The following is a 12,821-nucleotide window of genomic DNA, read 5'->3' as shown; positions in this document are numbered from 1 at the left end:
CAGGATGAAGATCCGCAGCCGTTCATGCGGCGCGCCGACCTCTGCCGCCGAGAACATGCCCGCCGCAGGCGTGTAGCCCAATCCCCAAAGTTCTCGCAGGACGGTTTCAAGACCGAGGGTGACGTGACCGGCGACGTTTTCGAGGAACACCCATTCCGGGCGGCATTCGTGGACGACGCGGGCGACGTCGGGCCAGAGGTGACGCGGGTCATCGGCGCCGCCGCGTTTTCCGGCCGCGCTGAAGGGCTGGCAGGGGTATCCGGCGAGAACGGTATCAAACGCACCGCGGAGGGGGCGGGGGTCGAAGCTGCGCAGGTCGGTCCAGATCGGGGCTGGGGCGAAGTAACCCGCGCGCTGGGCGGCGATGAGCACCGCCCTTGGCCAGTCCTCCCATTCGACAAAGGCGCAGGTGTGATAGCCGGGCTCGGCGAGCATGAGGCCCAGATCAAGGCCTCCGCCGCCTGCGCAGAGGGAGAGTCCGTGCCGGGGACGTGACACCATGCCATTCACCGCACCCCGCGCTCGCGCAGGCGTTCTGGTGTCACCAGCCCGCGGGCGAGCATGGCATCGCGCATCGTGTTGCTGATCGCGCTGACCGGCAGGTAGCGGTCGGAGTTGACCAGATCGGCGTAGAAGGCGGGGAGGTCGGTGATCGGTTTCGCAGCCGGGGCAGGGGCCGCCTTGGGTTTCCGGCGCTTGCGACCGGCATCCTCGACCTTGCGCTGGGCAGCTCGCTGCATGGCGCGGTCCAGCGCCTTCGGCCCATCAGGCGGTTCCGGATGTTCCTGGCGGCTGGCCTCGGCCGCGGCGATGATCTCGGCCTCTGTCAGGTCCAGTTCGTCGCGCCAGCGCTGGACGTGCAGCCGAGGCGGCCAGCCTTGCCACCAGCCGGGCAGGGCGGCGGGATCGAGGCCCAGCGCGTTGAGCAGGTCGCCGAAAACCTCATCGGAAATCGCCTCGCGCGCTTGTGCGCCCTCCTCCTCCTTTACTGGTTTACTTAGAGGTTCCCTTACAGGGTTAGTGTCCGAAATCCGGACACGGCTTTCGGCATTTTCCGGACACGGCTCGGCCGGAAAATCGGACACGGCTCCCGCGTCCTCCCCGTGTCCGAAATCCGGACACGGCAGGGCGTCGGCGGTGCCATCCAGAGGCGAACCCCCGGCCATGTCAGGGATTTCCGCGCCTCTGTCATCCCCGTGTCCTATTTCCGGACACGGCACCACAGCCACAGGTGCGAAGCCCGGCTCGAACCCCAGGATGTAGCGGGTGGGCAGCTGGCGCTTGGTCAGGGGATCGAGCCGCGGCACGCGCCGCAGCAGGCCTACGGCCTCCAACTGGCCGAGGTGATCGTTCAGCGTGGACCGGCTGATTTCGCAGTCATGCGCCAGCCGGTCCTGCGAGGGAAAGCAGCCGTAGTCTGGGTTGAACCGGTCGCAGAGATGCCAGAGCACGATCTTGGTCGTCGGCTTCAGCCCGCGCTGCTTGATGGCCCAGTTGGTGGCCTCATGGCTCATGGCGCGGCCCTCCGCGGTGCAGAGGCGATGCGCGTGGTGAAGCCGTGATCGGCCAGCGCGCCCAGCGCGTCGTCGAGGCTGCGGACCAGCGCCCAGCCGAACCCCTGCGCCTGGACGGCTTCGCGAAATGCCTCCTGCTCCGGCCGCAGCCGCCCCTTCGGTGCCTTCAGTTCGAGGAACAGCACGCGGCCGTCGCTCAGGACCATCAGGTCCGCGAACCCGGCATGGACGCCCATGCCGACAAGGATCGCCTGGCGCTTTGCCCCGCGGGGCTCGGCCTCAGTGACTTCGTTGGCGCAGTGGTGGATGATGGCGCTGCGGGGCAGGGCGATGCGCAGCGCCTGGACAACGGCGCGCTGAAGATCGGCCTCGGGGGTGCCACGGCGCTTCATCGCGCGGCCCTCCCCTGATCTTCGCACTGGGCGCGCCGCACTGGCCGCCGTGCATCAACGACGACCAGCAGGCGCTGCGCCTCCGCTCGCTCCGCCGACGTTTCGCCATGCTGGGCAAGCACGTTGCAGGCGAGCCGAATCAAGAGATCGCTGTGATGCGCGACATCGGCGATGACGGCGCGGGCCTCGGCCACGCGGTCGGAGGGCCAGGCGGAACTGTGCGGCGGGTTGGTCATGACCGCCCCCGCGTCTTGCGCACCGGATGGGCCTGTTCCTGCGCGCGGATCCACTCCTGAATGGCGGCGCGGCGATAGAAGGTCTTTCGACCTATGCGTGTGCATGGCGGCCCCTGGCGGCGGGCTTCCCACCGGGACAGCGTGTCGGCCGTCAGGCCCAGCGCCCGGGCCAACTGCTCCCGGCTGATCCAGTCGGCCAGCAGGTCCGGGATGTCCTCGTCGGGATCGGTCTGAATGTCCTTCATCGGCTGCTCCGTTGGCTATGCGCCCTCTGGCAGGGGCAGGGTCAGCGAAGCAGAGCGCGAGGACCGGAAGACAGGCGGAAGGTGGAACTGAGCGCGGCGGATCAATTCCACCCCAGTTTTTATTGGGGTTTTGGGGCTTGTGGGTGGTCGGTGCTACCGGATGCAGCCGCCTCCGCGGCCATCATCCGGGGCGGTTCCGGGCGGCGATCTGTGCGCGTGCGTCACCGCTCCCTCCGGGCCGGGCGATCTGACCGGCTTTCGGACGGTTTGGCCGGTTCCGAGGGGAGCGGAATTGCCAGAACAGGTCGTTCCGGTCAGGTTCCGCAGGCGCTCGACGATATCCACAGGTTCTTTCTTTGTTCGCACTGCGGAGCGCAGGATTGTGGTTGCGTGCTCGCCTTCTGGATGCGTAGATTCATGGTTGAGCAGTCCATAAGAATCGAAAAGACGAACGCAGTCGGGTGCGCACGCCGGTCACGGTGTGCCTCTGGCATACAGGCGGTTTTCCTCGACGACGTGCTCTGAACCCTGAGTCAGCCCACGTGCTCGGCACGGCGGGTCATTTGTAACCTGCATGCCGACGGCCTTGGCCGAAGGATGCCGCATGTCTGAAAGGAGTTTCCCAATGCCTCTGCCGCCTGTCGCATTCTTCTCGATCTACGAAATCGCCGTGCGTTGGGGTTGCCCTCCGGCCGATGTGGCGGGCTGGGCGGCGGCAGGGCATCTGCATGTCGTCGCGGGCATCCCTCCGGTCGTCTGCGGTGACGAGACTGTGGCCGGGATGGTTCAGGTGCCGATGGCGGAGCTGATGGGGATGTTCCGGCGAATGGGCCCGAGCGACGAGCAGGCGCGTCTCAGGCGGGTCATGCCGCTGGGCAGCAAGACTTGGCTCACGATCACCGATCCGGCCGAGGGGGTTCTGGTCCGGTCGTCCGATCTGCTGCTGGATTCCGGAACGCTGCAGGCATTCGAGGAGGAGCGCGATCTGCTGCGGCGCCCGGCCTCCACCATCGGGGCCAGCCCGCGCTACGATTGGGACGCGATGTATGCTTGGCTGACGTGGTTCCTGTTCGAGAAGGGCGTGCCCGAGACCCAGACCGCTCTGGTCACGCTGGTGCAGGACTGGTTCGTCCAGAACTCGAAGTCGGGGGAGGTGCCGGATGAAAGCACCATCCGCAAGCGGCTGTCCTCGCTCTGGCGCAGGCTGCGCGGCGAGGATGCCGCGTGAGGCTCAGGCCGATTTCGGCAGGTCGGCCCCATCCTGCGCCGCGTCATGCACAAGGCGCGGCCGCGGGCGCAGGAGGCTGGCCACCGTGTCGACACCCGCCCGCAGGGGGGAATCCATCAGGTGCGCATAGCGCTGGGTGGTCTGCATCTGGCTATGGCCCAAAAGCTTGCCGATCATTTCCAGCGATGCGCCGCCGCTGACCAAGAGCGAGGCGAAGGTGTGGCGAAGGTCATGGATGCGGACGTCGGCCAGCCCGGCGTCCTTCTGCACTTTGGCCCAGAAGCGGCGGATTTCCCGCACCGGCTGGCCGACAGTGTCGCCGGGGAAGAGCCAAGGGTTCCCGCGCGGTACCGCTTGCTGGCGCAGGCGCACGATGGCCGCGACGTCCTGCGAAATCGGCACCCGGTGGATCTTGCGCTGCTTTGTGGTCGAGGCGGGCTTCGACCAGATGGCATAGTCGAGGTTGAATTGTTCGAACCGCGCCGTCCGAACCTCGCCCACCCGGGCGCCGGTCAGCATGCACATGCGGATGATCGCCGCGGCACGCTGATCCTCGGCGGAATCCAGCACGCCCGCCAGCCGGGTCAGTTCCTCGGGCGACAGGAACCGTTCGCGGGCATGTTCGATGCGCCGATGGAACCCCTGCGCCGGGTTGTCTGTCCGCCATTCCCATTCCACCGCCAGCGTGAACATCTTGCGCAGCACCTCGCCCATCCGGTTGGCGCGGATCGGGGTGGGCTTGTGACCCTGCAACTTGCGGGCCCGGTTGTTGGGCTTTGCCTTGCAGGGGCGAGGCCGCCCCTCGGCCACGAAATCAAGGAACTTCGCGACGTCGGACTTGGTGATCTCCGTCACCAGCCGGTTGCCCCAGGCCGGTTCGACCATCTTTTTCAGCATCGAGACCTGGTCGCCCGCATTCGTCTTGGCCAGTTTCGGCAGATGCTCGGCGATGTAGCGGTCGATCATGTCCGTGACGCGCGGGGCCCCTCGCCATTCGTCGCGCGCCGCCAGAGGGTCCTGCCCTTCGTCGATGGCGCGCCGCAGTTCCTTGGCGCGTTCGCGCGCGGCCGTGACACTCCACTCCGGCCAGCGCCCGATGGTCATCCGCCGCTGCCGCCCGGCATGCCGGTAGTCGATGGTGAACGTGCGCGCGCCCGATGCCTGCACCCGCGCGGCGAAGCCGATCACCTCCGTGTCGAAGATCTGATAGCTGACGCCGGGCTTCGGCTCCGCTTCGCGCAGAGTTTTCTCATTGAGTTTCAGTCGCTTGACCATCCATTCCGCCTCCTTGCCCGACGACACAGGCGTAGACCTGCGCCACTATCAAGTCGGACCACGAGGTGGGGGCCGGAACACAGGCGGAAGGTGGAATTGGGGTGGAGAACTGTGATCCGGATAGAAAAATCAATAAGTTACACTGAAAGGCCCGGCGTGCAGTGAGGTTGGCCTGAAAGTCAGTTGCAGGGCTATTGCCGGTTTGATCGCGAACGTCCCTTGGGCTACGTCTGGCGCACACGAAGATGCATCTGGGCTCCTGTCTCGTTGACCAAAGCCATTGCAGAAGGAGTTGCTGTCATGTCACAAATTCCGATCTGCGTACTCGAAATGAGGTCGATCAATGGGCGATGAACTTACAAAAGGCTTGGACAAGGGAGCCCATTTTTTCCGCTGTGATTTTCAGGTTCATAGTCCGAGAGATCGCCAATGGACAGGAGCTCCACGCGTTACCGACGCTGAGCGCATCGAGTATGCAAGTAATCTGATCGCGGCATGCAGAGAAAAGGGTCTGGATGCAATCGCTGTAACGGACCATCATGATATGGCATTTGTTTCGTACATTCGGCAAGCTGCGAACCAAGAGACCGATTCAGATGGTAATCTCCTGCAACCCAAAGACCGCATCGTTGTCTTTCCAGGAGTCGAACTTACGCTAGCGGTACCTTGCCAGGCGATCCTGCTCCTGGATGCTGATTTCGAGGACAACCGTTTCGACGCCGTCTTGACAGCGCTTGCGATTACGCCCGCTCCGATGGGTGACGAAAAAACAATCCAAACTGAACGCCTAGACCACATCGATTCCCTGAGAGCATTGAAAATTAAGCTGGACGAGCACACTTGGCTACGTGATCGCTATATCATTTTCCCCAATGTCAGCGGCGAGGGTAAGTTTTCACTGCTTCGAAGCGGCATGGCCCCAAAATATAAAGATATGCCGTTTGTTGGAGGCTACCTCGATGGATCCAAAGATGGGTTGAAGGCTGGTACACTCAACATCATTGCCGGAAAAGAAAAAGCGTGGGGCAATAAGAGAATTGCCTGCATACAAACATCGGACAATCGACGGGAAGATCACGCTGACCTAGGTAAATACTCGTCTTGGATCAAGTGGGCTGCGCCAACTGCGGAAGCGCTGCGCCAAGCGTGTCTTGCTCAAGAATCTCGAATTTCCGATACAGAACCAAGTATACCTTCGGTCGTGATATCGTCGATTAGTGTTCAGAACAGTTCATTCCTTGGACCTGTCGAGCTCGCTTTCAATCCACAGTACAATGCACTTATCGGTGGCCGAGGAACTGGAAAATCGACGATCCTTGAGTATCTGCGGTGGGCGCTGTGCGACCAACCTCCGGCCGGCAGTGACGATGATACTCCTGACTATCAGGCTCGCCGGGCGCGCTTGATCGAGGGAACACTCAAGCCTCTCGGCGCAACAGTTGATGTCGCCTTCACGGTAAACGGCGTGCCGCATCTGGTACGCAGGGCGAGCAAAGATGGAACCGTTCAGATCAAGGTCGACAATGATGAATTGCGACCCTGCACTGAGAACGAAGTTCGCACGTTGCTGCCTGTTCAAGCCTACAGCCAAAAGCAGCTCAGCAATGTCAGCGTGCGACTTGACGAACTCGCAAGGTTCATCACCGCCCCGATCAGGACTGAACTCGGGCAGCTAGAACGGAAAATGGACGAGCAGCAAGAGGAGTTGCGCCGGACCTATTCTACGAGGCAACGACAGAAGACCATAGAAAAGGACTTGGCCCGCCAGGACTTGGAGATCCGTTCGTACCAGGAACAGGCGAATAGGCTCCGCGCATCACTAGGCGGACTAACTGAGGAGGACCGGACGCTTCTGGACCTCGGTTCCCACTATGACTACGCCGAACAAGCGGTGGATGCCCGCGAGAAGCGTCTGCACGACGCTGGTGGACAGATCGATCGGTTACTCGAACTGATCGGCAATGAAACTCGCGGAGACCTTTCTGAACTGCCCGACCAATTTCCGGAAAAGGCATTGCTTGCGGATTTGTCAGTCGAATACGGCGAGTTGGTCGTGAAGATTGCAGACGCTCTACGCTTGGCGAAGTCCAATATTGATCAAGCCCTGCTAGCGAGCGAAGACAGTAAGTGGTCTCTGTGGCGCACACGGCTCGAGGCTTACCGCAACGCCTATTCGGACGCTCTTAACAGATCGTCGGCACACATAGACAGAATGGAGCAGTTGAAATCGCTGGAGGCCAAGGTCACTTCGCTTCAAAAGGAGCGCACTAGGCTGTCGGACGAACTTACATCGCTGCAAAAGGCGGGTGAAGCCTATCAAACCGAACAGGCAAATCTGCTCGAACAGAGACGCCAGCGTGATGAGTTGATCCAGGGACAATGTGACGCCCTGACCGAAAGGTCCGGTGGGGCTATCCGCGCGACCGTTCGTCGATTTTCGAACGCCGACGCATTCAGTGAGCTGCTGAAAGAGCGTCTGAGCGGGTCGGGAATTCGAAGGGATAGGATAGAGCAGATCGCCGGAGCTATTCTTGAGGCCGAGGATCCCCATCGCACATGGCTTGGGACCCTTCAAGACCTTGAAGTTCTTGCGAACTTCGACCCAGAAAAGGATTCGGCCGAGCACCTGCCCGACACGCCTTTTCTGACAGGCGCCGGTGCGACCAAAGGTGACTGTGATAAGCTCGCACGCAAACTTTCTCCAAGCGATTGGTTAGCGCTATCCCTGACAGAGATCGCGAGTGAGCCGCATTTTGAATATCGCTCGCGGGAAGGGGAATACATTCATTTTTCGAACGCTTCTTCCGGCCAACAAGCAACAGCACTTCTTCGGACCCTACTGAACCAGGCAGGCCCTCCTCTGCTGATTGACCAGCCAGAAGAAGACTTGGACAATCCTGTTATGCAAGAAATAGTCGAACAGATATGGGCGGCAAAGAAGCGTCGTCAGATCATTTTCGTGAGCCACAATGCGAACTTGGTAGTCAACGGTGACGCCGAGTTGGTAGCATGGTGCGAGTATCGAAAGGCGGGAGATCAATCCGGCGGCAAGATTGCGGGTGAGGGTGCTATCGACATTCCAAATGTTCGAGAAGCCATCAAGCGAATTATGGAAGGCGGCGAGGCCGCATTTAACCTTCGAAGAGAGAAGTACGGCTTCTGATGGAACATCTCGTGTATTCTCTGCATTTCCTTTTCCGGTGTCGATTATGATCGTCGTTGGTCTGTTCGTGCGCTTGTCAACGTCTGGTCAACCCGCGAATGCGTTCCTAAGCGCACGTCGATCCGCCCAAATCCGGCGAGAAACGTTGAGAGTTCGCAAAAGAATCAGCTATTCCAAAGGCTTGCCCGCTAAGTATCTGAAATAAAGGGAGGCTTAAAAATCAATAGGTTCGGCTCATAACCTGAAGGCCGCAGGTTCAAATCCTGCCCCCGCAACCAAAAAACCTTTGGATAACAAAGACTTGAAATCCGACAAAAACACTTGTGTATAGACACCAGCGTTTTACCTCAACGCCACCTCAACGTTTGACGAGCCCCCCCTGAAAAGCGGGGACTTTTTGCGTTTTGTGGCGGCGGAGTAAAGCTGTGGCTGCGCCACGCTATGGTCAATTCTAGCTCTGGCGTATGACGATTGCCAAGGGACGCTCGACTGATCGGCACTTCGCATGCTGATTGGCCGTAGGACGAAACCGCAGAATTGATGGCCCCAAGCGTGGCGCTGGATACGAGATAACGCGACGGCTTCGCGCGATGCAGGCGAGGTTGCAGGCTTGGCGGAGCTAGTCATCGGTCAACCGCCCGTCGCGCAGGTGGATCAACCGGTCGAAACGGTCGAAGATTTTCTCGTCATGGGTCACTGTCAGGATGCAGGCTTCCTGCTCGGCGGCAAGCTTTCGCAGCAGGTCCATGACCAGTTGTGCGCGTTTGCTGTCCAATGCCGCGGTCGGCTCGTCCGCAAGGATGATCCGCGGGCGGTTGGCCAGCGCGCGTGCGATAGCCACGCGTTGCGCCTCGCCCCCTGATAACAGCGCGGGCTTAACCGGGGCGCGGTGGCCGACCTCGAGATAATCGAGAAGCTCTTTTGCCCGCTCCTTTCCCTTTTCGGGCGCCCAACCGGCAAGGTCGAGGACGAGGGATACATTTTCTGCCGCCGTCAGGAAGGGCAGCAGGTTGTGCGCCTGAAAGATGAAGCCAATCTTGTCCAGCCGCAGACGACGCAGATCGCTGCGCAGCCATTTGCCGTCAAAGACCGGATCACCATCCAGCACCACCCGACCCGAGGATGGGTCAAGGATGCAGCCGATGATGTTCAGAAGCGTCGTCTTGCCAGACCCTGACGGCCCCAGGAGTGCGATCACCTCACCTGCACGCACCTGCAGGTCAACTTGGCGGAGGGCATCGACGCGGGTCTCGCCTTCGCCATAGTGCTTGGCCACGGCTTGCACATCGACCAGAATATCACCGATGGCCATTGCTCAGCCTCCCAGCGCGGTGGCGGGGTCCACCTTCAGGGCCGCGCGCACGCCCAGACCGCTGGCGGCCAGACAGACCACGACGATGATCCCGGCCAGAACGGCCACGTTAAACGGTTCCAGCACCACGCGGCGCGGAAAGACATCCTTGACAAGCAGGATCAGAACCAGACCGATGCCCCAACCTGCGGTCCCAAGGATCAGCGATTGCTGTACGATCAGCCCGATGATGGTGCGGTCTGGGGCGCCGATCAGCTTTAGCGTTGCGATCTGCTTCAGCTTTTCCATGGTCATGGTGTAGATGATCAGCGCGATCACCACGGCCGACACCGCCAGGAGGATTCCCAGAAACAGCCCGATCTGACGGCGCGCCTTGTCCACAACCGAGGCCAGCAGGATGTTTTCCTGTTCGGTCTGGCTTAGGGCAGCCAGATGCTTCCATTGCCGCAAGGTTGCGGTCAGCAGATCGACATCCGCGCCGGGCGTCACGCGCACGATCACTGCCGCGACCGAGGCCGACTTGACCGCCCCCGCCCCGCGCGCGGCCTGCACCCGTTGATCTGCCGGAGCAAGTTCCGTTTGCAGCGCCATCGCATCGGCAAGCGTCATGTAAACCGCCGGATCGCCGCCCGAGTTCATCGCCCCTTCGACGAGCCCGACCACGGTAAAGCGGTTGCGGCCAAGGCGGATGGTATCACCCAGCACAAGGCCAGTCTTGCGGTCGGCCACCAGTTCGAAATGGCTGGTGCCGATGCCGCGCCCTTCGGCGATGATCTGCGGGCCACCCGGACGTCCGGTTTCATAGCCGATGATATAAAGCCGCAAGGCGCGGTCAAGGAAGGGGGCCTCGATGGTCTGGTAATTGATGGCCCCGGCTTCGGCCACGCCGGGCATGCGGGCCACGGTGTCGCGGCTGTCGGCGGGAATGGACGAGGCTTCGGCAAAAGGCCCCTTGGTGCCCGCCTCGACCACCCAGACGTCCGCCGCGGGGGCCTCGACCACCGCCAACGCATCGGCCACAAGGCCATTGTAGATGCCGATCATCGCCAGAACGACCGTCATCAGCAGGCCCAACCCGAAACAGGTCAGCACAAAGCGGAACAGGCCATGCCGGATGTCTTTCAGCGCCAGATTCATGGCGCGTCCCCGATCCGGGCCAGTCTGCCTTCGTCGGCACCTTTCGGCGGCATGGCGACAATCGCGGCGCCCTCGGGCAGGCCGCCTGTCACCTCGACCCGGCCCCGGTCGTCGCGTGCGCCAAAGGTCAGCTCGGCGCGGCGTAGCCGACCATCCTGCACCAGCCAGACTATGCCGCGAAAGCCGTCAAAGCCGGTGATCGCCACCTCGGGCACCATCAGCGCGTTGTCGCGTATGCCGGTCAGGATGCGTACTTCGGCCTGTTCGCCAAGGAACATCGCTTCGGGGCAGTCGGAACAGGTCAGCCAGACGCGGCGCTCTTCGTTAACGCGGTCACTTTCCAGCCCGATCCGGGCGACGGTGCCGTGGAACTCTGCCGCAGGCTGTGACCGCAGGCGGATGACACCCTCTTGTCCAAGCGCCAGTTGGCCGGCGCGTTCTTCGTCGATAAAGGCCTGAACCCAAATCGTTGCCGGATCAATCAGGGTGAAGATTGGATCACCGGCCTTGACCACCGTGCCCGGCTCGACGTGGCGAGCCACGACAACCGCATCATAGGGTGCGACCAGCCGGTGATGGGCGAGCAATGTTTGTTCCAGTTGCAAGGCGGCCGCTGCATCTGCGCCCTGCGCGCGGATCACCGCCAGATCGGCCTCGGCCAGCGCCAGTTCGGCCCGCGCCACATCTTCGTCGCGCAGCGCTTCCTCGGCCCGCTGAACCGAGGCGACATCCTGCCGCGCCAGTTCCTTTTGCCGATCATTTGCTGCGATGCGCTGCGCCAGAACTGCCTGCGCCCGCGCCACTGCGGCGTCAGCCTTGGACTGACCGGCGGCATTGGCCGCAACAGCCGCCTGCGCCCGCGCGACACGCGCTTCCTGTTCTGCCGGATGCAAGGCGGCGAGTTCCTGTCCGGCCTTCACCGCATCCCCTGCATCTGCCGAGACCGACACCAGTGCCGCGCCAACTTCGAACCCGACGCGCGACAAAACCCGGGCCTCGACGGAACCAAGGCCGTAAAGGCGCAAGGGCACCCCGGTTTCAGCCGCGACAACCGTCACAGTCAGGGGCCGTTCGGTCAGAAACCAACCCGCCGCCGCCAGCCCAACCAGCGCAACCGCGCCAAGGATCCAGCTTCTGCGCATCGCTCAGCCCTCGGCCCGGCGCATGCGGTTGATCAGGCCGTCTTTCAGCACAAACTGATGATAGAGCGCACCCAAAACATGCAGCGCCACCAGCGCCAGCAGCACGATCTTCAGCACGTTATGGCCCTGTGCCGCCAGATCGACCCCGCCGAACCAGGCCATCGACCCGCTGAGCGGCATCAGGATCATCAGCGCGTAAAGGCCGACATGGGCGGCCTTTGCCAAGGCGCGCTGCGCGGCACTGTCACCGACCATGGCAGGCGCGCCGCGCCGCGCCCGGATCGACAGCCGCCACAGCGCAAACAGCATGACCAGCGCCCCGCCTGCGACATGGGCCAGAACCAGCGGATTAAAGGCGGTTTCCACCCCCTTTGCCGCAGCGTCCCACGCGGCTGCAATGGCATCTTTAAACAGGTATTGCTGCACGATCAGCAGGGCTGCGCCCCAGTGAAGGGCGATCTGCCGGCGGGTGTATCCCTTGGGGCTGGGCATGGCGGTCCTTTCGGTCTGGCGAATCAGCTTGCTTGTTTGGCAGATTATGTTAGTGATTACTTACTTACAAGAGGTGTCCCATGTTGCGTCGCAAATCAGCCGAGGATCGCAAGACCGAAATCATTGCCGCCGTTCTGGACTTGTCCGACCGTATCGGCCCTGACCGGCTGACGACCAATGACATCGCGCAAGAGGTAGGCGTCACCCAAGCCGCGATATTCCGGCATTTCCCAACAAAGGCGGAACTCTGGACGGCCGTCGGTGACGCTATCGCGGACCGGCTGGAAGTTGCTTGGCAGCAGGCCATGGACGGCAATGCAAGTCCAATGACAAGGCTGCGGGCGCTGATCGCCGCCCAGTTGCAGCAGATCGCGGAAACCCCCGCGCTCCCCGCCATCCTGCATTCCCGCGAATTGAATGTGGATAATGCCGCCCTGCGCGACCGGTTTCGCGGGGTTCTGATGCAGTACCAGGCGCATCTGGTGGCACACCTACAGGCCATGGCCGAAGCCGGAATGATGGGGGCGGGCGTTCAACCAAAGGATGCCGCCGTACTGCTGACATCACTTGTTCAGGGCATCGCCATAAGGTGGAGCCTTGGCTCGCGCAGCTTTGACATCGTACCCGAGGGGATGCGCCTGCTGGAGGTGCAATTGGTCCTGTTTGCCTGCAAGGAGGGGTAGAC

Annotated in this window: 12 protein-coding genes and 1 pseudogene; 3 read left to right on the top strand and 10 right to left on the bottom strand. The window is 62.1% G+C overall.

The features are described from left to right. Positions 1 to 18: 18 nt before the first annotated feature. The 5 genes and pseudogenes from V3C85_RS19445 to V3C85_RS08075 all read right to left on the bottom strand — a co-directional run. Positions 19 to 435: pseudogene (locus V3C85_RS19445) on the bottom strand (DNA cytosine methyltransferase); the annotation flags it as partial. A gap of 71 nt (positions 436 to 506) precedes the next feature. Then, positions 507 to 1,514 (bottom strand): helix-turn-helix domain-containing protein, encoded by a 1,008-nt coding sequence (locus tag V3C85_RS08090; protein ID WP_331794569.1) that lies wholly within the window; start codon positions 1,512 to 1,514, stop codon positions 507 to 509. Further along, on the bottom strand, positions 1,511 to 1,906 hold the full coding sequence (locus V3C85_RS08085; protein ID WP_331794568.1) for a VRR-NUC domain-containing protein: 396 nt from the start codon (positions 1,904 to 1,906) through the stop codon (positions 1,511 to 1,513). The genes V3C85_RS08090 and V3C85_RS08085 overlap by 4 nt, the downstream gene beginning before the upstream one ends. Continuing rightward, positions 1,903 to 2,142 (bottom strand): hypothetical protein, encoded by a 240-nt coding sequence (locus tag V3C85_RS08080; RefSeq protein ID WP_331794567.1) that lies wholly within the window; start codon positions 2,140 to 2,142, stop codon positions 1,903 to 1,905. Before V3C85_RS08080 ends, V3C85_RS08085 begins: the two co-directional genes overlap by 4 nt. Continuing rightward, on the bottom strand, positions 2,139 to 2,387 hold the full coding sequence (locus V3C85_RS08075) for a helix-turn-helix transcriptional regulator (RefSeq protein WP_074556286.1): 249 nt from the start codon (positions 2,385 to 2,387) through the stop codon (positions 2,139 to 2,141). The genes V3C85_RS08080 and V3C85_RS08075 overlap by 4 nt, the downstream gene beginning before the upstream one ends. A gap of 625 nt (positions 2,388 to 3,012) precedes the next feature. Between V3C85_RS08075 and V3C85_RS08070 the strand changes: the two genes are divergently transcribed. Further along, positions 3,013 to 3,615: a hypothetical protein gene (locus V3C85_RS08070; protein ID WP_331794566.1), complete on the top strand. Its 603-nt coding sequence runs from the start codon at positions 3,013 to 3,015 to the stop codon at positions 3,613 to 3,615. 3 nt (positions 3,616 to 3,618) lie between these two features. On the opposite strand, the gene V3C85_RS08065 is transcribed toward V3C85_RS08070, so the two are convergent. Then, on the bottom strand, positions 3,619 to 4,890 hold the full coding sequence (locus V3C85_RS08065; protein ID WP_331794565.1) for a tyrosine-type recombinase/integrase: 1,272 nt from the start codon (positions 4,888 to 4,890) through the stop codon (positions 3,619 to 3,621). 343 nt (positions 4,891 to 5,233) lie between these two features. Here V3C85_RS08065 and V3C85_RS08060 point away from each other — a divergent pair, with 343 nt between their 5' ends. Further along, positions 5,234 to 8,053, top strand: a complete 2,820-nt coding sequence (locus V3C85_RS08060) for a TrlF family AAA-like ATPase (RefSeq protein WP_331794564.1) — start codon at positions 5,234 to 5,236, stop codon at positions 8,051 to 8,053. A 619-nt stretch (positions 8,054 to 8,672) separates the two neighbouring features. Here the strand turns inward: V3C85_RS08060 and V3C85_RS08055 are convergent. Genes V3C85_RS08055 through V3C85_RS08040 form a run of 4 tightly spaced genes read right to left on the bottom strand, consistent with a single transcriptional unit; the run spans position 8,673 to position 12,136 of the window. Continuing rightward, a complete protein-coding gene (locus V3C85_RS08055; RefSeq protein ID WP_165053962.1) occupies positions 8,673 to 9,365 on the bottom strand; it encodes an ABC transporter ATP-binding protein in 693 nt (230 codons plus the stop codon). A 3-nt stretch (positions 9,366 to 9,368) separates the two neighbouring features. Next, a complete protein-coding gene (locus V3C85_RS08050) occupies positions 9,369 to 10,502 on the bottom strand; it encodes an ABC transporter permease (protein ID WP_028030780.1) in 1,134 nt (377 codons plus the stop codon). Further along, positions 10,499 to 11,644 carry an efflux RND transporter periplasmic adaptor subunit gene (locus V3C85_RS08045; RefSeq protein WP_165053964.1) on the bottom strand — a complete coding sequence of 382 codons (1,146 nt, stop codon included), beginning with the start codon at positions 11,642 to 11,644 and terminating at the stop codon, positions 10,499 to 10,501. Before V3C85_RS08045 ends, V3C85_RS08050 begins: the two co-directional genes overlap by 4 nt. Before the next feature lie 3 nt (positions 11,645 to 11,647). Further along, positions 11,648 to 12,136, bottom strand: coding sequence for a cytochrome b (locus V3C85_RS08040; RefSeq protein WP_331794563.1), 489 nt, complete (start codon positions 12,134 to 12,136; stop codon positions 11,648 to 11,650). 80 nt (positions 12,137 to 12,216) lie between these two features. Here V3C85_RS08040 and V3C85_RS08035 point away from each other — a divergent pair, with 80 nt between their 5' ends. Next, on the top strand, positions 12,217 to 12,819 hold the full coding sequence (locus V3C85_RS08035; protein ID WP_331794562.1) for a TetR/AcrR family transcriptional regulator: 603 nt from the start codon (positions 12,217 to 12,219) through the stop codon (positions 12,817 to 12,819). Positions 12,820 to 12,821: the final 2 nt, after the last annotated feature.

This window comes from Pseudotabrizicola sp. L79 (assembly GCF_036553525.1).
Classification (GTDB): Bacteria; Pseudomonadota; Alphaproteobacteria; order Rhodobacterales; family Rhodobacteraceae; genus Pseudotabrizicola.
The sequence above is the reverse complement of the archived record's forward strand: the minus strand, read 5'-3'. Positions and strand labels throughout refer to the sequence as shown.

Coding starts and splice junctions, on each gene's coding strand:
- V3C85_RS08045 (WP_165053964.1), bottom strand. CDS start 11,644: ATGCGCAGAAGCTGGATCCTTGGCGCGGTTGCGCTGGTTGGGCTGGCG.
- V3C85_RS08080 (WP_331794567.1), bottom strand. CDS start 2,142: ATGACCAACCCGCCGCACAGTTCCGCCTGGCCCTCCGACCGCGTGGCC.
- V3C85_RS08035 (WP_331794562.1), top strand. CDS start 12,217: ATGTTGCGTCGCAAATCAGCCGAGGATCGCAAGACCGAAATCATTGCC.
- V3C85_RS08065 (WP_331794565.1), bottom strand. CDS start 4,890: ATGGTCAAGCGACTGAAACTCAATGAGAAAACTCTGCGCGAAGCGGAG.
- V3C85_RS08055 (WP_165053962.1), bottom strand. CDS start 9,365: ATGGCCATCGGTGATATTCTGGTCGATGTGCAAGCCGTGGCCAAGCAC.
- V3C85_RS08040 (WP_331794563.1), bottom strand. CDS start 12,136: ATGCCCAGCCCCAAGGGATACACCCGCCGGCAGATCGCCCTTCACTGG.
- V3C85_RS08090 (WP_331794569.1), bottom strand. CDS start 1,514: ATGAGCCATGAGGCCACCAACTGGGCCATCAAGCAGCGCGGGCTGAAG.
- V3C85_RS08050 (WP_028030780.1), bottom strand. CDS start 10,502: ATGAATCTGGCGCTGAAAGACATCCGGCATGGCCTGTTCCGCTTTGTG.
- V3C85_RS08085 (WP_331794568.1), bottom strand. CDS start 1,906: ATGAAGCGCCGTGGCACCCCCGAGGCCGATCTTCAGCGCGCCGTTGTC.
- V3C85_RS08070 (WP_331794566.1), top strand. CDS start 3,013: ATGCCTCTGCCGCCTGTCGCATTCTTCTCGATCTACGAAATCGCCGTG.
- V3C85_RS08075 (WP_074556286.1), bottom strand. CDS start 2,387: ATGAAGGACATTCAGACCGATCCCGACGAGGACATCCCGGACCTGCTG.
- V3C85_RS08060 (WP_331794564.1), top strand. CDS start 5,234: ATGGGCGATGAACTTACAAAAGGCTTGGACAAGGGAGCCCATTTTTTC.